Here is an 18,815-nt window from a genome sequence, read left to right as displayed (position 1 = left end):
ACAACATGAAAGCCTTGATTGTCGATGATGAAAAACACGTCCGCGATGCGATAAAGCTGCTTGGTCAATGGGAAGCCGCAGGAATTGATACCTTGTATGAAGCGGCAGATGGTCACGAAGCGGTCGCTGCCATCACGGCCCATCAACCGCAAATTGTACTCAGCGATATGCGAATGCCTGGCAAGGATGGTATGGCTCTGCTCGAATGGATATCTGTTCATGCCCCACACAGCAAGGTACTGGTCATCAGCGGATATGATGATTTTGAACTGGTCAGACATGCGATTCGATATGGGGGTACGGACTACCTGCTCAAACCAGTCGAAGCAGATGAACTGAATTCATCCTTATTTAGGGCAGTCGATGCCTGGAAAGAAGCCGATGCCGTTCGTGTGCAGTCCACAAGACAATCCATGGTGGTTAATCAGATGCGTCCGCATTATCATGACAGACTGCTCACAGAGCTTGTCGTGGGACGCGGAAGCAACAATACCCAATTCCAGCGGCTGCGGGATGAATTAAATCTGCCCAAGGATATCGACAGTTGCAGTGTGGCCGTCACCAGCCTTTCGCATCTCGATGCTCAATGCTTGGCAAAATATCGCAGCCAGCCTGACCTTCTTGTATTCTCCGTTCTGAATATCTGTGCGGAGATGTTATCCCCACCTGCCGAAGGTGTCGTGTTCCGCCAGCTTGATCAGCCGGATGAAGTCGTTCTCCTGTATTGGGGTCAGTGCTCGACACTTCAAACCATTCTCGAAAAAGTGAACGATGGTCTGGAGCAGATCATCCAACGCCGTCTCCATTTTGGTATCTCCAGCTGTGAGTTTTACCCTACTGGAACCTCGGGAGCCTATCAGGAAGCCAGTTTGCGGTTGTGGCGACGCAATGCCTTGCAAATGAAGCAGTGTATTCACGATGCATTGGAGCCCTCCAACGGAAACAAAGGGCTGCGGTTATCTACCTTTGAGGAGTCCTTACGTCTCGCGTCGATGAGCGGGCGCGCTTCCAGCGTGTCCAATGCCGTTTCAGAATGGATTGATCCCATCACCCGGCTCGATGTCATAACAGCGGAGCAGATACAGCAATGGGTGGATGAAATGGAATGGATGATTGGCCGTTGGCTCGACGATGCCGCCGGTGCCCCACCGAAGGAGGAAGATGGAGCGATAGAGGAACAATCCATTCCATTCGCCGAATTGCCTTTGGATCATGATGGGCTGTTATCACTGCCCCTGCTCCGCTCCCTGCTGGAACAGCGGTTGCTCGCAGCCGGAAAAGCCCTCACCGCACATCATCACGCCACACCGGACCCAATGAGTGAGATCGCTCGTTATATGGATGCTCATTATCAGGAAGACCTGTCTCTGCAGCAGATTGCTGCACGGTTCTACCTGAGTCGTGAATATATATCTCGCAAATTCAAACAGCAGTTCGGATTGAACTGGTCGGAGTATTTGGGCAAACTGCGAATCAATAACGCCAAGCTGCTGTTACAGAATCCTTCACTACGAATTGCAAAAATCTCGGAGATGGTCGGCTATCAGGACGAGAAGTATTTCAGTAAAGTGTTCAAAAAAATGGAGGGCATCACACCGGGGGAGTACCGCAAAACGTTATCTGACGGAAATGCTTAATTGAGACGCCGGATCTGTTGAAAATCTGTCTAATAGAACATGCTCGATTCGTTAAACGATAAAAGGGGCATCCCGTCATGTTCATGACTCTGGGAATAGCCCCTTTCCCTTTTACATATATGAATGCATATTGATGGATACACTCTGATCTTCTTTTCTAAGGGATCAGCGATCCCGCAGTATGACGGAAGGAACAATACGAACATAGATTAACTCTCCTGCCAGCTCGACGATCGTCTGGGTTACAATCACTGCGGCAGCAATTGTGGCCCACTCTTGCGGCAATGCAAGTGCCAATGGCAGAACAACAAGTGAATTCCGGGTCCCTGCACTGAAAATAACGGCCCTGCCTGCGCCTGTGTCCAATCGGAATAGAGCCACTACGATTCGTGAGATGAAGGGCATAACCATCAGAAAAATAATATAGATGGGCAGAACATCCACAATTACAGCAAAATCATCGTAGACCTTCCCGATTTGCGACGCGACAACCACTATCAATGCCAAAGCCATCAGGGGTACAGGCAACCAGGCGGTTGCGTTCATCACCCGTTCTCCTCCGGCCTTGCCTTTGGTCACAAATTGCGTAAGAATAGCCAACAGCAACGGAATAACGATCAGGAACAGAAAAGCCTCCACGAAAGGCCCCACTTGCATGACCTGTGCCGCTTCCTTCCCGATGAACAGCCACAAATATACCGGTAATAAAACCATCTGTATAACAAACAGGATTGGCGTTGCAGCCAGCATCAGTCTCTCATTGCCCCGACCCAACTGTGTAAAAACAATGACGTAATCAATGCAAGGGGTTAGTAGTACCAGATAAACGCCGATGAGCACGGCCGGAGGCTGTGGAAACGCCAGGGTTAACAATGACACAACCACAGGTACAACGATAAAATTAGCGACCAGCAAAGCACCAATAAATCGCAGGTTAGACAAGGATTCTTTGAGCTGTAAAAAAGGAATCTGTGCAAACATGCTATATAACAAAATGGCAAGCACAGGTGAAACCGTATAATGCATCGCTGCCCCCCATTCAGGGGTGCCCAGCCCAATCGCTGCTCCCACGAATAGGGCCACGACATAAAACCACGTTTGTTGCTTCTCCATCGTTTCTCTCGTAAACAACCTTCTTCCTCTCCCTCTGAGAATTAGCATTTTATCACAATATCAAAATGATAATTGTACGTTTGTAGTGAGTTGTAGTATATGTTATTGTCATATTAGAAAGCAGTTCTGGGTAATATGAAAATATCCGCAATGCGCTAACATTGCGGATATCCAGACAAAAGACCGATGGGTGACCACGGCGCGAACTTCAAATGCATGAAAAACCACCGAATTAAGGGGCCAACCTATCGTCGGTGGTTTTTCTTGTTTTTACGTGTCTTCTTTACGCCAAATAAAGTTATCAGGCCAGTACAAATACTGACGATCTTTAATAAAGCGTCCAGAATCTTCACGATCAAATCAAGGGACACGGCTCCACCTCCTTTCGGAGCAGCTTCGCCGTGTCTTCCCACCGATTACATTTCTCCTAAATTTGAGTATAGCAGAACGTTATGAACAAAATATAGATAAACTTACCAGCCAAATTAATAAGATAGAATTTCATGGATTAACATAACTCTGCTTCAACCAGCGTACATTGAGACGTAGCACAACGAATAAGAGAGCGGCAAACCGCAGGACAGTCAGACAATGATCCTGTGAATTTTTTGCGGCTTCTTATTAGAATGCGAAAGAACTGGGTATATTCATTATAGACTGACCCGTGGTTCATTCATTTTTGTTAAACCAAGGAGGAAACACAATGTCACGTAACAATCCGTACAAGTGGTTAAACGCGATTGGGTTTATCGCTGTTATCGTAGTAAACTACCTTTCCAACGCGCTGCCGATCGGAGGCAGGACCAACAAGGAAGTATCGGATATGTACCCTGTATTGCTCACCCCTTCGGGCTATGCTTTCTCCATATGGGGACTGATCTATCTGCTGCTCGCTGGCTTTGTCATCTATCAATTCGTTCCCTCTTCGTGGAAAAGGGACTCCATTACCCGCCTCGGTTACTGGTTTCTGGCAAGTTGTGCCTTTAATGTAGCGTGGATCTTTGCTTTTCAAAATCTCAAAATCGGTCTCGCCTTAGTCGTCATCGTCCTGCTTCTGCTCACCCTTATCATGTTGTATGTAAAAACGCGTGCAATCACCCTTCCTACAACTGCCGAAATCTGGCTTGTGAAGCTGCCGTTCAGCATATATCTTGGATGGGTTAGCGTGGCAACCATTATCAATGCGGCTGTATTATTATATAAAATTGGCTGGGATGGCTTTGGACTCAGTGAAACTACCTGGACCATCATCATGTTAATTGTAGGCCTGGTGCTGGCTGTACTGGTGAGCTTTCCTTACCGGGATAGTGTATACCCACTTGTCTTTACATGGGCATACATTGCCATCGCACTCAAACAAAAAGACGTCACCTCCGTGTATTATACGGCAATTATCATTGCGATCGTACTGGCCATTTATGCGGTATGGCTGTTCTTCGCCCGTAATCAGGATCGGGATTAATCCGGATCTGTTCATTTAAATTCAAAAAGCCGATTTCGGTCATATGACCCGAAATCGGCTTTTTATGTATCTTTCTTACTTGGCGGATATCAGTTTCCCCTATTTGAGGGCAATGACTTCAATTTCCACAAGTGCATCCTTCGGCAGACGAGCAACTTCAACTGCGCTGCGTGCCGGATAAGGCTGTTCGAAGAACGTGCTGTACACTTCGTTTACCGGAACAAAATCATTCATATCTTTCAGGAAAACCGTCGTTTTCACAACTTTGTCCATACTCGTGCCTGCTGCTTCAAGGATGGCCTTCACATTGCTCAGGGACAAACGAGTCTGCTCCTGTACATCGGCTCCAAATTCCCCTGTTTGCGGGTTGAGGCCAAGCTGACCGGATGTATAGATGAAATCGCCTGCTTCAACAGCCTGACTGTATGGACCAATAGCGCCTGGCGCCTGATCGGTAGAGATTGGTTTTTTCATGGACGAGTTCTCCTTCATGTTCGCTGTCCTGCCGCCGCAAGGAGACAAGCCTCGAACTCATTTTTGAAGCTTATTATAACATGATCCCGCCCAGGCAAGAAACGTCTATCCTTAGCTCTCATTCCGATATGGGCAAACCATGAATATCTCAGGACTCATCCAGTCCAAGCACATGAATAACATCATTGGAATAGACGTGGTTTCCATTGGTTTGAACAAGTGCAATGTTTATCATGGCCCGAGCTATGGTTGCAGCTTGGATTGCCCGGTATTTATCCACTCTGCCTTTCATCCAGCGATCCAGAAACGTCATGGCATGAGCTGCCAACTGCTCACCCAACCGTTTTTCTTTGCGATCTCCGAGGATTAACGACGGACGGAATATATGCAGTGAACGTAAACCGATAGCCGATAACGCGTCTTCCATCTCTCCCTTGGTCCGACTATAAAATACCCGTGACCCGGCATCGGCTCCCATGGAAGAAATGACAAGCATCTGGGATACACCTTGCTCCTTGGCAAGTTTGGCAGCTCTAACGGGGTAGTGAAAATCCACTTGCCGGAAGTTTTCCTGACTTCCGGCTTTTTTAATCGTTGTACCCAAGCAACAATATAAGTCATCAACATCGCGAAACAGATCTTTTTGCTCCTCAAGCTGTTCCCAATCCACGATGTGCTGCTCCAGCTTTGGATGCTCCAATTCAAGCCGGCGTCTGACCAATACACGAATCCGGCCATAAGCCGGATTCTGAAGCAAGCTGCGTACCAATAGTCCACCCACAAGCCCAGTGGCTCCAATCACAAGAGCTTGCCGTTCGTGATTCTCCAAGTACATCCCTCCACATCTCTCTATTTCAGAAGCACACGACGTCCAAGCGTAAACGTAAGAACCAGCATCGCTGCACCAACACCCACTTGGAATCCATAGGCGGAAACCCAATTCATCGCATCTGGCCAGGTTTCCATTCTCTCATATAACCAGCCACCAATCAGTGGTCCAAGAAACGAGGTCACTCCGGTCAGTGCCGAATACACAGCGACAAACATAGGTCTTTCGCTTTTCGGTGTATCCCCGATTGTGAAGTTAAAGGCAAGCTGGTTGAATCCACCCACACCAATACCGAGAAAAATATGGGATAAAAAAAGCGCTATCAAAACAGGCATAAACGACATCAATCCCCATGACAGACAGGAGAAGGCGATGATCGGTAATGTCCAAAATAATAAGGTTTTGTTGCTGAATCTCGCGTTCAGATTGCCCCAGATATAGAATCCGGCCATCATGACGAGCGTCTGCACTACAGTAATGATGGATACCGTCTGATAATTAATGTTAAGCAGGTCAAGCATTACATAGGAAAATAGTGGAACGATCAACGTCTGGATCAGTAACCAGGCCGCGAGGAACAGTGCAGCCTTCAGAAAGGAAGGATCCTGAAACGGCTTTTTGAACATCCCCCAAAAAACCTTTTCAGTTGAACGTTCAAACGGTACATCCGGATAAAAGAAATAAATAACCGTATTGGCTATGGCGCAGATCCACACAGGAATGAACAGGATTAAGAAGCCAGTCTCTCCGGGGAAACGATCCAGAACGATGCCTCCCGCAAATAAGCATGCGCTTCCAAGTGCGTTCAGAATCGTGTTTCGGATTCCGAAATAACGCCCTCTCACCTTGGCAGGAACAATATCTCCAATCAACGAGGTCCAGATCATCCCGCCAATCGTATTGGCTATGAATGCAACCGTATACACACCAATATAAATGCCTACCCACCACTCCTTGGGAAACAGGAACGGAATGAGTCCCGTCGAACTCCACAGGATGCGATGCACCCCCACAAACAATATAAGCATGCGTTTGCGGCTGCGAATGCGCTGCATCCAGTAAGCCGCTCCAATCTGGGCGATATTGACAAACGTTGTAATAGCGAGCACAAAGCCAATATGTCTTGACCCGGCCCCAAGGTACAGCAGAAATCCGGTTAAAAATGGGCCTCCCAGCAACGTCTGCAAAATAATTGCCGGTACACCCTCCCATGTTGCAATGGATAAATTCGTGCGTTGTGTCGAACCCTTGCGCCGTGGCTTGCCTACAAACGGAGGAGGGTTAACGTTGACCGTCTTCTGTATGGGGATACACTCCTTAGACCGGGTTTCATGTGCCGGTCGATGCTAGTTGTCACCCCAAATTCTACTCACAGCGTGAAGGTTGTCAACTCATTTTTTCACGGTTCAACGGAAGGTAGAGATAGAAGGTACTACCCTTGCCTTCAGCGCTTTCAAGTTCGATCGATCCGTCCAGTAATCTCGCCAGATCCCTACTAATGGACAGGCCAAGTCCTGTACCCCCAAATTTCCGGGTGATGGACCCGTCAGCCTGTTGAAATGCTTCAAAAATGGACTGATGTTTATCTTTGGCAATGCCAATTCCTGTATCTTGCACCGAAAAAACAATCCATTGACTCAGAATGCCTGACTTCTTGATTTGCTTGGTGCTCACGGTCAGTGTGACCTTCCCCTTAACCGTAAACTTGATGGCATTGGACATGAGATTACGTAATATCTGCTGGACTCGCTGGGGATCAGACCAGAGGGTCTCTGGCAATCCTGGCTTTTTGACCAATTGCAGCTCTACTCCCTTTTTCTCAGCAACCAGCTGAAAGTGAGTCATGGCATCTTCCGTGAGTTGTGCAATACTGATATCCTCCAAGACAATATCCAGTCTGCCCGCCTCCACTTTGGACAGATCGAGAATGTCATTGATTAACGTTAGCAGCTCCTGACCCGAATGTTCAATCATTGTGGCAAAACGTACGACATCTTCCTGCTCCATCGTATCACCGTTCTCGCTGATCATCTGGGCAAAGTTAATAACACTGTTCAGCGGTGTTCGCAGTTCATGCGACATATTCGCCAGAAACTCCGATTTGTACTGGGAAGCAATACTCAGCTGCTTGGCGCGGTCTTCCAGCACAATCTGGGCTTTCTGCAACTCTTCTTTTTGGACAGACAACAAACGATTGGTGCTCTGGATGAGCAAAATCCGATTCTGTTCGTTCTGGAAATCTCGTAAAATAAAAGCAAAAATAAGACTAAGTAAAATGCCAACAGGAAGGGTATACGGCATAATATGAGAGAAAAAATATGTAGCCGGGATAACGCCGACGATAGCAATGTTCACACTATTGACCACATTTACAATCAATATGACGATGATACCTTTAACAATTAGCCTGTAGTCACTGCGTCTCATCCATATATTTAACCCTGCACACAGCACACCCAAGATTGACATGTTGATCAGTGCAGCCACCGTAGCATCATTGATACCGAAAGTTAAACGGGTCAGTCCAATCCCAACACCAACAATAATAACGCTATAGGGTTGTCTGTACGTCAAAACGGCAACAATTAAAGGAACAAAGCGAAGATCGAAAACCACTTCATCATTAAGCTGAAATCCAAATACCGTGCTGATCCAGCCTGCAAAAATAAGCACAAACAACGAACTGATCTGTTTTACTCGTGATGAAGCTCGTATTACGATGTATTTATAGAACACACTAGCAAGGTAAGCAATGGTAATGAGCATCCCCATATTTAATACGAACATTTTTGAAAATTGCATTCACTCACTCCTGTTGTCGTGTATTCATTGACATAAAACCTATAGTTCGTATGCATCTCTATCATATCATGCCCATTCAACCTTCGACATTGCTTCGTCGTCAAAAAAATGCACAAAAATACACAAATCAGGATTCAATTTGTGCGCCGAAAGTAGTAGAATATATTGTTGTTCGATTTTATTTGCTGTGATCCAGTTCCTTGCGGACCTGGATGAAAGGAGAAACGGTGTTGTGCACGTGTTAAAAAGCAAATCCTACTGGCTGTCGTTAAGCTTGATGCTTTCCTTGGCTGTCATGGGGATGTTCTATGATATTCTGAATAGTCCGGAACGTGGTTTCTATGTGCTGAATTCCCCGTTGGACCGGATCATCCCTTATGTACCATCTATGTCCATACCCTATCTGGGTTGGTATCCGTTTGTCTTCGGTGTGCTGGCTTATTTATGCGCCAAGGATCGGCTCACTTATTATCGCGTCCTGTTATCCATGAACATCTGTGTCTGGATCTGCTACCTGATCTACTTTAATTTTCAGACCATGGTGCCGCGTCCCGAGTTAACAGGTACAGGTCTCGGTGCATCTCTTCTTGGGTGGCTCTACAGCCAGGACCGTCCATATAATTGTTTTCCAAGTATTCATGCTCTTCATTCTTATCTGGTGATGCGTGCTGTTCTCTCCGTTCAGAGCATTCGCAAACAGGTTAAGGTGTTGGTTGCTGCCGGGGCAGCACTGATTATATTATCCACCTTGATGATTAAACAACATGTCATCTATGACGCCCTTGGTGCGGTCGTACTGGGTGAATGCATTTTCACAATTATCACCGGGCTCTCGCTGCACCGTCGTCGCAGAAAAGAATCGAAGTGGACAGAGGGGATCAGCTGACCCCTCGCTCCGACGATTTCTGGAGATGCTGTTGTCGTCTCCATTCATCAATAAACAAGCTTGCAAAATAGGGATCCCACTGGGTCCCTTTTCCTTGTTCCAAAATAGATAGCGCTTTCTCATGACTCATCCCATTCCGGTACGGACGATCAGACGTCATGGCATCAAAAGCATCAGCCACGGCAATGATACGGCCAAATAGCGGAATCTCTTCGCCTGCTATGCCATCCGGATACCCTTTGCCATCATATCTTTCGTGATGAGACCTTACACCCGGCAGAAAATCTGCCATCGCATCGATCGGTTCAATCTGTAACAAAATACTCTCTCCAAGAACGGGATGTGTGCGAATGATGGCAAATTCCTCATCGGTGAGTTTTCCATCTTTCAATAACACTTCGTCGGGTATGCCGATCTTCCCGATATCATGCAGCAGTGCTGATTTGTATAACAAATCTGCTTGCTCTTCGTTCATGCCGCTCAGCTTGCCAATCATAAGGGAATACTCTGCCACCCGCATGGAATGACCGGCCGTATATTTATCCCTTGCGTCCAATGCAGCCGCCAAGGTGGAAAAATAACTTTGCAGCAACTGTCGATTGCGCTCCTGTCTCATCTCAAGCCGATTAATCATCATATTGAATCCGGAGATGAGTGCAGAAAATTCATCCGCGTAGAGATCAGGCGTTCTTCTGCCGAGGTCTCCCTCTTGAATTCGGTTCATCTCCTCCGTCAGCTCCGCAACTGGACCGCGAACATCCCGAATCAGCAGCCAGCTTCCCACAAGGGCGAAGCCCCCGCCCAGCACAACGATAAGAATGGCCCACAGAGTATACTCTTTCGCAAACTCGCTATCCATATATTGAAGACGGATCGATGTAGCCAAGAAGAACAGAAATAATGGAAATAAACCGATCAGCGCCGTACTCAGCTGAAATTTACGCTGAATGGACACCAGAACACGTCCTCCGAGAGAGGGCTCCATACCATGCTGTTCTTTACCTCTGCGGCGAACTTCCAGCAGCAGCGGTCTCACGGTTCGAACCGTCAGAAAATATTCAATCAGGGCATGCATCACGGCAATCAATAAGGCACACGCAGCTGCAACGGCTACGTAGCCATAAGGAAACTCCAGCCATCCCGTGGAGATCATCCATAATGTCAATCCGGCAGCAGGCAGGGAAAAACCAAGCATATGCGGACCCAAAATACGATAAATCGTTTGTCCCGGAAACCGGTGAATCCTTTCATACATCTTCGTCAGTTCGGACTCTTCATGATGTTCGGCGGCAAAGAATTGCCGAATGGGGCCAAGTTGTGCCCAGAGCGTAATCAGTTCAGCAACAAGCATGAACAATAGTGAAATCAACACAATGAAAATGAGGCGTACAAATTGAATATTCGGTATTTGTAAGGTAGACACCATAACCACTGTACCTACCACAAAAACAGCCGCCATCGAACCGATAAGATAATTTCGTATCAGACGAAAGATAAATGAACGGTATACTTCCACCCCAACCCCTCACTCTCTAGGTGTAAACCAGTTCTCCCCATTGATGCCACAGAGGGAGATCAAGGGTACAGCCTCCTATTTGTTATCGGTCATTCGGACTTAAAAAATTAATTCATTTCACGGACGGGAAACCCCCATACTGGAATTAACTATGAATCGCTCATCTGCTTATATGTACGCGTACAACCATACAAAAAAGACTGCCTCCCGTAGGAAACAGCCTGATATGGCAAAACATTTCTTATCCTTTAATCTTGGCAGCCAGAATCATTGTACCACGCGGCTCATCACCCATCGCATCCGGTTCAAGTGTAATCGCGACCGTGTCGTAGTCGTTGGCAGAGTCTAACGTATAATATACCGCTCCCGTTCCATTATGGCTCAGGAAGGTCCCCGCATTCTGAGGTGTATCACCCTTGATCAGCCACACCTGGAACGCCTCTTTGCCTTCAAGCGTAGGCAGGTTCTCCGCCTGTACGACCAGGTGAGTGCCTTTGCTGTCAATAACGATAGTAGCCAGTCCTTGGGCCACAATGTCCTGTGTCGCAGGACTAAGCTTGACGGCTTCGCCTGTCTGCATTCCCTGTGCAGGCTGCAGGGATGAAGCAAGCTGCTCTTGCAGCTGCGCATTCTGCGCCTGCGCCTGAGCAAGCTGCTCTTCCACTGTTGATGAGCCCGCAGCTTGCTGCTTCAGCGAATCGACCTGGCCTTGCAGCTGCCCGGCGTAGATGCCGAGCACAAGCGCCGCTGCCGCGAGGGCTGCGCTCGCTATGCGCCAGGCGCGGCTGCTGCGCGCACGCGCGCGCCCTTGAGGCTGCCACGGCTGTGCCTGTGCAGCCTCTTCTGCCCGAGCTGCAGGCACCGCCGTCTCCGGCGGCAAGCCTTGCCCGGGCTGCGCCGCTTCATGCTGCGGCGCAAGATCCTCCTGAAGCACCGCGGGTGCTTCAGGCTGCGCAGGAGCAGCCGCCGGCTTCGCTTCGGCGCTCTCCTGCGCGTGTCCGAGCACGTTGCCCAGCACACGTGCTCGCATGCCAGGCGGCGGTGCAACAGGTTCCGCCGCGAGTGGCAGGAAGCCTGTTACTTCCTGCAATTCCCTCACCTCCTGGCGACAAGACTCACAATGGGCCAAATGCGCTTCAAATGCTGCCACTTCCTCCGCTTCGAGTCCTCCCAGCACATACACCGGTGCCAGATCAGACCATTCCTCATGTCGTTCTATCATGGATGTATGCCCTCCCTTCCCGCGTCCGGATGCATTTCAGCATCGGCGAGCAGCTTCTGAAGCTGCCGCATCGCAAGCCTGACACGGCTCTTTACTGTACCCAGCGGAATCCCGAATCTGCTGGATACCTCTTGTTGGGTTAAACCTGCATAATAGATCGATTCAATGACCTGTTGCTGGTCACCATTCAACTGGGACAGGGCTTCCTTGATTCGGACACCTTCCCACTTGCGCTCTATTTCTTCTTCTGTATTTGTATGTTCATCGGCATAGGCCGCCAGTGTTTCGTTCTCCACTGAGGTTGTAGCTGCGCTTTTGGATTTTCGCCTCAGCATGTCCACTGCAATGTTGCGCGTTATGGCGAACATCCACGTGGTCAGCTTCCCCTGTGAGGCCTCATATCGTTCAGCATTGTTCCAAACCCGCAGGAATAATTCCTGGACAGTCTCTTCTGCTGTCATTGGATCACCAACGATCCGATAAGCAAAAGAATACACCGCCCGCTCGTAGCGGTCATATAAAAGCTCCAGTGCAAAAGCATCTCGCTCTGCAATCTGCCGCATCAACCTGCTGTCCTCTATTGATTCAGTCATGCGAGGGCCCCTTTCCGTGTCATCCCTCTTATTATAACCTACGCAGAATCATTTGAAGAGGATTACCTTATTGAAGAAAAACCTGAAGTGTTTTCGCAATTGTTTTCAAAAAAAAGCTTCTACCTTCCTTTTTATTGCAAAAAATTACAGCCTGTGGTATACTATAAGAGTTGGTAATTAAACAACCTCATATGATTTTCTGTCTTCTTTAAACCCCGGAATATTTTCTTCATGCTGCGACCGCAGCGAATATGCACATTAACCTATGAAGATTGAAGAACCTGAATCACAATAACCCGGTAGTACAGAGTTTCACAAGATGTTCCCATTCACACTGGCGCGGTCATCGGAGCCGCAAGGACAAAAGAGAGGTAGGGCTTTTGTTGTTTTGGATGTCACTTATTCTTGAGAAGATTGAAAACATACACAAAGCACCCGGAATTGGGTTCCGGGTGTTTTTCCATGTCCATTTTTAATAAATAGTGTCCAAACAGCCAAAAGGCACCGATACAATCTCGGTGCCTTTCAACGGAGTTGTATGGATCAACTCCCTAATACAGTTGCTGTTGCACAATTTAGATAAACATTGTTTTGGAGATAATAACCAACAGGATGAACAGTACGAGAATCGTACCCATCGATCCCCAGCTTCCCCCGCTGTGTCCATAGGAAGTTCCACAACCTTGGTGGTAACCGTGCAGCATTGGCGCATGATTGGGATGATGAGCGTATCCGTAGCCATAGCCCGCTGGCATTGTTCCACAACCATACCCGTACCCATGCATTTCATGACCTGTGTATCCATGCATGTGCTCATACCCTCCCACGTATCCGTATACGTGTCCCTGTCCGTTCGGTGAATTCGGTTTTACTTCGCTCATTGTTCATTCCTCCTTAACATTTGCCTACACCCCTAAGCTATGTATTATGCCTACCTCTGGACCGGGCTATGGCCCTACTTTGACAAAATAGGCGTTTTCACTATGGATATAGGCTTGTCCTTAAACCAAAAAAAACCCCACCGGTTAAGGCGGAGTTCAACACATTATACCCAGAAAGATTTAGTGATAATGACAAGGAGAATGAACAGAACCAAGATTGCACCAGTCGATGTCCAGCCGCCGTATCCTACGCCTCCAACTTCGCTCATGGGGAACCCTCCTTTACTAAAGTATTAGGGTCCAGATACTCTTATTAGATCAGGAATGCTTTAGAGATGATGACCAACAGGATGAAGAGTACCAAAATGGCGCCAGTCGATGTCCATGCTCCGCCAACACCGTAACCTACTCCTCCAACTACTCCACTCATTGAAAACCCTCCTTTGATTTGAGGTACAGTTCACTATATGCAAAAACCACACGCTAGATCGGGCTCTGGTTAAATTTGGGCAGATCACTATGAAGGAAAGCAAAATGCCTTTTCCGCTGTTCCCATTGAATGCAAAAAACTGCAAGCCTCAGACAGAGACTTGCAGTACATTGTATAAGGCCATTTTCCGTACGCTGCTGACTTCCGTTAGTTCGGCCGTGCCTGACGGGCTGCCAGTTTCTCCTGAACCGATTGCAGCTTCTGCACACTGGAGGCATCCGGTTTGTCACGACGATCGTCAATCTTGACGGAGGTGGAGACACGCTGAGCTCCCGATAGAAACGGAGCTTCATGCAGAGCCGCAATGGCTGTAAATACTTCATTGAGCGGGCCTTCGATAATGGTACTCATGGAGGTCAACTGATATGTAATGCCCCGCTGGTTTTCCAATACTTTCTGCATGTCTGCCACATAACTGCTCAAGCTGGTTGTCCCGGTGCCAATTGGAATTACGGTCACTTCTGCTATTGCCATTTCGCTCCGCCTCCCTTGGGCCCCGCAAGTTACCGGTGCCGCTCATTTTTAGTCGATTTTTGCCTGTTTTTATTCTACCAGTTGAGTGAGGCATAATTCAAACTGACGTGATAACGTCATCTGATTTGACCAAAAATTTTTTTTGATAAATCTTCAAATCTTCCAGTCCTTTTCCTTTGCGGAATCCCAGCTTAAATGGTATACTCGGAATTACGTTTCACTGTGTTGACCCTGTTTACAAACACTATATGTTGGGTTACAGTTAGAGAACAGCAACAAAATGTAGTAAAATTGAATTACCCCACTTCTATTAGTCATCTTCTGAAATCTCGCGAAAAACAGGATGAAATCACCTCCAAAGGCACGTCCCTGTAGGTGTAAATCGTTTTCTCGAAACAGACTTGACTCGGAGGTCAACGGGGCTATTTGGACTGCACCGGTATCCTCTATTTACAGGCGTGTCTGCTTATAGACAAAAGATTACATAAGCACCCTTTTCTGTCTCTTTATGAACCTTTAAAGACAGCAAGGAACTCAGAACATCCATGGGCATTTTCAGCCAATAGGCAGAGAGAATGCTTTTTATGTGAACATGTTCTGCGTGCTGCTCCTATGTGCAAGATAAGGCAAGACTCGCGATCACCGCCGTTCAGTCCGCAATATGCAGCTATTTTCTTTATCTCACCGTAAGAAGACACTCAATTCTTTATATAAAGAATTTCTCCAATTTATCTCTTAAACATGCGAAAGCGAGGAATATTCATGCCACAAGTTGTGACCAAGCCGAACAACCGCCAGCTTGCCTTTGATGATATGCGCATCTCGGTATATGCAGATCGTATTCTGGAAGGACTGGACATGCTCGACAAGGAACGTCTGGTACGCGGGGTAAACAGCAAGCTCCGTCGTGACGAAGTGACCGGAGACGAGATCAGCAACGCTTTTATGATGAGCGCGCTGGAACTGGTAACGAAGGAAGAGCCTAACTGGAAATTTGCAGCGGCACGCTCCCTGCTTACTTCCCTTTACAAGAAAGCGGCAACCAACCGCAGATACAAATCTTACCCAGAAGAGCCTTACGGTGCTTTCCACCCGCTTCTAGTGGATCTTGTAAAGAAAGGCATCTACCGCGAAGAACTGCTGGAATGTTACACCAAAGAGCAAATCGACGAACTTGCTGAATGCATCGACTACCGAAACGATCTGTTGTTCGACTACATCGGCTTGCTCACACTGGCAGAACGTTACCTGGCTCATGATTTTGACGGAAAAGTCATGGAGCTGCCTCAAGAGCGTTACATGGTTATCGCGATGTACCTGATGCATCAGGAGCCTGCTGAGAGACGTATGGATCTCGTTAAAGAAGCTTACTGGGCAATGAGCAACATGTACATGACGGCAGCTACACCTACAATGTCCAATGCGGGCAAAAAGGTGGCTGGACAACTCTCCAGCTGTTTCATTGATACCGTGGATGATTCCCTTGAGGGCATCTTCGATTCCAACACAGATGTAGCACGTCTCAGCAAAATGGGCGGCGGCATCGGCGTTTACCTCGGTAAAGTCAGAGCTCGCGGTTCGGACATCCGTGGTCACAAAAACACAAGTTCTGGCGTAATCCCTTGGATTCGTCAACTGAATAATACTGCGGTCAGCGTAGACCAGCTCGGAACACGTAAAGGTGCGATCGCCGTTTATCTGGACGTTTTCCACAAAGACATTCTGGCCTTCCTTGATCTGAAGCTGAACAATGGTGACGAGCGGATGCGTGCGCATGACGTATTCCACGGCATCTGCCTGCCTGACCTGTTCATGGAGCGAGTAGCGAGCCGCGGCGAATGGAGTCTGTTCTGCCCGCATGAAACGAAAAAAGTGATGGGCTGGAAAGACGAGAACGGTCGTCCACTCGGACTGGAAGATTTCTATGATGAGTCCGTAGGCGAAGGCGCGTTCCGTGAGAAATATGAAGAAGCGGTCAACCACCCGCTGTTGTCCCGGATCACGGTTCAGGCGATTGACATCATGAAACGTGTCATGAAATCCCAACTGGAAACCGGTACGCCTTACATGTTCTACCGGGATACGGTTAACCGTGCGAACCCGAACAGTGCACACGGCATGGTGTACTCTTCCAACCTTTGTACGGAAATCATGCAGAACCAATCTGCAACTGTCGTTGAAAAGGAAGAGCTCGTAACCAAAGATGGACAAACCCGCATCGTGATTTCCAAAGTGCCGGGCGACTTCGTAGTCTGCAACCTGAACTCCATTCACTTGGCACGTGCTGTACCTCATGATGTATTGGAGCGTCTGATACCGATTCAGGTTCGTATGCTGGACAACGTAATCGACATTAACAACATTGAAGTACTGCAAGCCCAATACACCAACAGTCAATACCGTGCGGTTGGTCTGGGAACATTCGGACTCCATCACCTACTTGCTCTTGAAGGCATTCGTTGGGAATCGGAAGAAGCAGTCACTTATAACGATAACTTGTATGAAAAAATTAACTATTTGCTCGTAAAAGCCAGCATGGAGCTGTCCAAGGAAAAAGGACATTATCCGAAATTCCAAGGTTCCGATTGGCAAACGGGTAAATACTTCGACCAACGGGATTACACGACTGGTGAACGCGTAGGTCAATTCGTTACAACTGAACAATGGAAAGAACTGCAAGCACAAGTACAGCAAAACGGTGTACGTAACGCCTGGTTGTTCGCCATTGCACCAAATGGTTCAACATCCATCATTGCCGGTTCAACAGCCAGCATTGATCCGCTTTACGAACTGTTGTCTTATGAAGAGAAAACGACATATAAGATTGCCAACCCGGCACCTGACCTGTCCGAAAAAACGATCTGGTACTACAAAACAGCGTTCATGGTGGATCAACATGCTTCCATCAATATGGCTGCCGCCCGTCAGCGTCACGTCGATCAGGGACAAAGTTTCAACTTGTATGTTCGTCCAGATATCAAAGCAACGGAATTCCTGGAACTGCATCTGCACGCCTGGAGAGCCGGCATTAAATCAACTTATTATGTCCGCAGTCGGGCATTGACTATTGAAGAATGCGATTCTTGCGCAAGCTAATGTTTATCGTGATGCTGAAAGCTCACTAGATCTACGATGACCACCAGGGCATCCTGTTTTGATTGCAAAATGGCGTTGCCCTGGTACTTTTTTGCCCAAAACACGATCACAACATCACGAGATGTTGATATAGATGCCACAACACAGCCCCTAATATATAAGTTGAAATAATATTACAGTGTAAATTCATTCAAGGAGTGAACGGATTATGCAATTGCAGAAAATTTTCAATACCGAAGCGCCTAACCAGTCTACCCGTATCATTGAAGGGGAATGCTCAGGCATTCTGAACTGGAACGATATTCGTATGCCTCATATGTACAAACTATATAAAGTACTGCTGCTCAACCACTGGATCGCGGATGAAATTCCAATGTCCAAGGATGCTTCCCAATTTGCCCAATTGGACCCGGAAGAACAGCGTACATTCAAAGTCAATATCTCCCTGCTCGCTGTATTGGACTCCATGCAAACAATGTTTGTAGGTGACGTGAAACGTTATTTCACGGATTCCTCACTGGAAGCGATCTCGGCAATCATCGGACAACAGGAAGTTGTACACAACCAATCGTACTCTTACGTTCTGTCCTCCATCGTATCCGATCGGGAGCAAAAGGAAATTTTTGAATACTGGAAACATGATCCGGTGCTGCTTGACCGTAACCGGTTCATCGCCGACATCTACCAAACCTTCCGGGATAACCCGTCTCCACAGACGTTCTTCCAGGCTATGGTAGCCGATCTGGTACTTGAAGGTATTTTCTTCTATAGTACATTTGCCTTCTTCTACAACCTGGCCCGTGACCAGAAGATGATGGCAACCAGCCAAATGATCTCTTATATTCAGCGTGACGAGAACCAACACTGCTACTTCTTCGCTGAAGTGTACAAACAGCTGTTGGTAGACTTCCCTGAACTGAACACACCAGAGAACATGGACTATGTGTACAAAACGATTAACCGTGCCGTTGAACTCGAAACCAACTGGGCGCACTACACACTCAGCAATGTACGCGGAATTGACCTGAATGAGTTGGAAGACTACATCAAGTACATCGCTAACAAACGTCTGCGTCTGATGGGTATGGAAAAAGCTTATGAAGGCGTGGATGTGAACTGCATGCCTTGGATCAAACCATTCTCCGACGAAGCGCTGAATGCGACGAAAACAGACTTCTTCGAAGCCAAATCCCGTAACTACGGCAAAGTCGGCGACGATAACGGATTTGACGATCTGTAAACCCAGCTAATTGCATTCTTCAATCATTCATAATTATTACATTAAAGCACTCCTTGTTAGTAGAAAGCCATCGTGGTTGTCTACAAGCAGGAGTGTTTTT

Annotated in this window: 17 protein-coding genes; 5 read left to right on the top strand and 12 right to left on the bottom strand. The window is 47.5% G+C overall.

Annotation, left to right across the window (positions count from 1 at the left end; genetic code table 11):
* The first annotated feature begins 5 nt into the window (after positions 1-5).
* Positions 6-1,637, top strand: coding sequence for a response regulator (locus MKY42_RS02900; protein WP_339848423.1), 1,632 nt, complete (start codon positions 6-8; stop codon positions 1,635-1,637).
* A 165-nt stretch (positions 1,638-1,802) separates the two neighbouring features.
* On the opposite strand, the gene MKY42_RS02895 is transcribed toward MKY42_RS02900, so the two are convergent.
* Complete coding sequence (locus MKY42_RS02895) at positions 1,803-2,798, bottom strand: arsenic resistance protein (RefSeq protein ID WP_177185873.1); 996 nt, start codon at positions 2,796-2,798, stop codon at positions 1,803-1,805.
* Positions 2,799-3,453: 655 nt separating this feature from the next.
* Here MKY42_RS02895 and MKY42_RS02890 point away from each other — a divergent pair.
* On the top strand, positions 3,454-4,212 hold the full coding sequence (locus MKY42_RS02890) for a tryptophan-rich sensory protein (RefSeq protein WP_090904194.1): 759 nt from the start codon (positions 3,454-3,456) through the stop codon (positions 4,210-4,212).
* A gap of 99 nt (positions 4,213-4,311) precedes the next feature.
* Here the strand turns inward: MKY42_RS02890 and MKY42_RS02885 are convergent, their stop codons facing one another.
* The 4 genes from MKY42_RS02885 to MKY42_RS02870 all read right to left on the bottom strand — a co-directional run bounded on the left by MKY42_RS02885 (position 4,312) and on the right by MKY42_RS02870 (position 8,317).
* A complete protein-coding gene (locus MKY42_RS02885; protein WP_024632179.1) occupies positions 4,312-4,686 on the bottom strand; it encodes a RidA family protein in 375 nt (124 codons plus the stop codon).
* A 148-nt stretch (positions 4,687-4,834) separates the two neighbouring features.
* Positions 4,835-5,515: an oxidoreductase gene (locus MKY42_RS02880; protein ID WP_256222415.1), complete on the bottom strand. Its 681-nt coding sequence runs from the start codon at positions 5,513-5,515 to the stop codon at positions 4,835-4,837.
* A gap of 20 nt (positions 5,516-5,535) precedes the next feature.
* Positions 5,536-6,693 (bottom strand): MFS transporter, encoded by a 1,158-nt coding sequence (locus MKY42_RS02875; protein ID WP_256222440.1) that lies wholly within the window; start codon positions 6,691-6,693, stop codon positions 5,536-5,538.
* A 208-nt stretch (positions 6,694-6,901) separates the two neighbouring features.
* Entirely contained in the window at positions 6,902-8,317 is a 1,416-nt protein-coding gene (locus tag MKY42_RS02870) for an ATP-binding protein (protein WP_339848417.1), read from the bottom strand.
* A 232-nt stretch (positions 8,318-8,549) separates the two neighbouring features.
* On the opposite strand from MKY42_RS02870, the gene MKY42_RS02865 reads away from it, so the two are divergent.
* Positions 8,550-9,203, top strand: a complete 654-nt coding sequence (locus MKY42_RS02865; RefSeq protein WP_090904190.1) for a phosphatase PAP2 family protein — start codon at positions 8,550-8,552, stop codon at positions 9,201-9,203.
* On the opposite strand, the gene MKY42_RS02860 is transcribed toward MKY42_RS02865, so the two are convergent.
* The 7 genes from MKY42_RS02860 to MKY42_RS02830 form a co-directional block, all read right to left on the bottom strand.
* A complete protein-coding gene (locus MKY42_RS02860; protein WP_090904189.1) occupies positions 9,196-10,719 on the bottom strand; it encodes an HD domain-containing phosphohydrolase in 1,524 nt (507 codons plus the stop codon). The genes MKY42_RS02865 and MKY42_RS02860 overlap by 8 nt on opposite strands.
* 241 nt (positions 10,720-10,960) lie before the next feature.
* Positions 10,961-11,941, bottom strand: a complete 981-nt coding sequence (locus MKY42_RS02855; RefSeq protein WP_339848414.1) for an anti-sigma factor — start codon at positions 11,939-11,941, stop codon at positions 10,961-10,963.
* Positions 11,938-12,534 carry a sigma-70 family RNA polymerase sigma factor gene (locus MKY42_RS02850; RefSeq protein ID WP_339848412.1) on the bottom strand — a complete coding sequence of 199 codons (597 nt, stop codon included), beginning with the start codon at positions 12,532-12,534 and terminating at the stop codon, positions 11,938-11,940. Before MKY42_RS02850 ends, MKY42_RS02855 begins: the two co-directional genes overlap by 4 nt.
* Before the next feature lie 575 nt (positions 12,535-13,109).
* Entirely contained in the window at positions 13,110-13,415 is a 306-nt protein-coding gene (locus MKY42_RS02845) for a hypothetical protein (protein ID WP_339848410.1), read from the bottom strand.
* Between the two features lie 164 nt (positions 13,416-13,579).
* A complete protein-coding gene (locus tag MKY42_RS02840) occupies positions 13,580-13,684 on the bottom strand; it encodes a YjcZ family sporulation protein (protein WP_212677023.1) in 105 nt (34 codons plus the stop codon).
* A 44-nt stretch (positions 13,685-13,728) separates the two neighbouring features.
* A complete protein-coding gene (locus tag MKY42_RS02835; protein WP_208642743.1) occupies positions 13,729-13,845 on the bottom strand; it encodes a YjcZ family sporulation protein in 117 nt (38 codons plus the stop codon).
* 207 nt (positions 13,846-14,052) lie between these two features.
* Positions 14,053-14,379: an MTH1187 family thiamine-binding protein gene (locus tag MKY42_RS02830; protein WP_339848406.1), complete on the bottom strand. Its 327-nt coding sequence runs from the start codon at positions 14,377-14,379 to the stop codon at positions 14,053-14,055.
* A 762-nt stretch (positions 14,380-15,141) separates the two neighbouring features.
* Here MKY42_RS02830 and MKY42_RS02825 point away from each other — a divergent pair.
* A complete protein-coding gene (locus MKY42_RS02825; RefSeq protein ID WP_179261930.1) occupies positions 15,142-17,475 on the top strand; it encodes a ribonucleoside-diphosphate reductase subunit alpha in 2,334 nt (777 codons plus the stop codon).
* 208 nt (positions 17,476-17,683) lie between these two features.
* Positions 17,684-18,715, top strand: coding sequence for a ribonucleotide-diphosphate reductase subunit beta (locus MKY42_RS02820; protein ID WP_024632189.1), 1,032 nt, complete (start codon positions 17,684-17,686; stop codon positions 18,713-18,715).
* Positions 18,716-18,815: the final 100 nt, after the last annotated feature.

This window comes from Paenibacillus sp. FSL W7-1088 (assembly GCF_037969855.1).
GTDB lineage: Bacteria > Bacillota > Bacilli > Paenibacillales > Paenibacillaceae > Paenibacillus.
This window is presented reverse-complemented; position numbering and strand designations above follow the sequence as displayed.

Coding starts and splice junctions, on each gene's coding strand:
- MKY42_RS02885 (WP_024632179.1), bottom strand. CDS start 4,686: ATGAAAAAACCAATCTCTACCGATCAGGCGCCAGGCGCTATTGGTCCA.
- MKY42_RS02845 (WP_339848410.1), bottom strand. CDS start 13,415: ATGAGCGAAGTAAAACCGAATTCACCGAACGGACAGGGACACGTATAC.
- MKY42_RS02895 (WP_177185873.1), bottom strand. CDS start 2,798: ATGCTAATTCTCAGAGGGAGAGGAAGAAGGTTGTTTACGAGAGAAACG.
- MKY42_RS02890 (WP_090904194.1), top strand. CDS start 3,454: ATGTCACGTAACAATCCGTACAAGTGGTTAAACGCGATTGGGTTTATC.
- MKY42_RS02870 (WP_339848417.1), bottom strand. CDS start 8,317: ATGCAATTTTCAAAAATGTTCGTATTAAATATGGGGATGCTCATTACC.
- MKY42_RS02825 (WP_179261930.1), top strand. CDS start 15,142: ATGCCACAAGTTGTGACCAAGCCGAACAACCGCCAGCTTGCCTTTGAT.
- MKY42_RS02835 (WP_208642743.1), bottom strand. CDS start 13,845: ATGAGTGGAGTAGTTGGAGGAGTAGGTTACGGTGTTGGCGGAGCATGG.
- MKY42_RS02900 (WP_339848423.1), top strand. CDS start 6: ATGAAAGCCTTGATTGTCGATGATGAAAAACACGTCCGCGATGCGATA.
- MKY42_RS02830 (WP_339848406.1), bottom strand. CDS start 14,379: ATGGCAATAGCAGAAGTGACCGTAATTCCAATTGGCACCGGGACAACC.
- MKY42_RS02850 (WP_339848412.1), bottom strand. CDS start 12,534: ATGACTGAATCAATAGAGGACAGCAGGTTGATGCGGCAGATTGCAGAG.
- MKY42_RS02820 (WP_024632189.1), top strand. CDS start 17,684: ATGCAATTGCAGAAAATTTTCAATACCGAAGCGCCTAACCAGTCTACC.
- MKY42_RS02855 (WP_339848414.1), bottom strand. CDS start 11,941: ATGATAGAACGACATGAGGAATGGTCTGATCTGGCACCGGTGTATGTG.
- MKY42_RS02840 (WP_212677023.1), bottom strand. CDS start 13,684: ATGAGCGAAGTTGGAGGCGTAGGATACGGCGGCTGGACATCGACTGGT.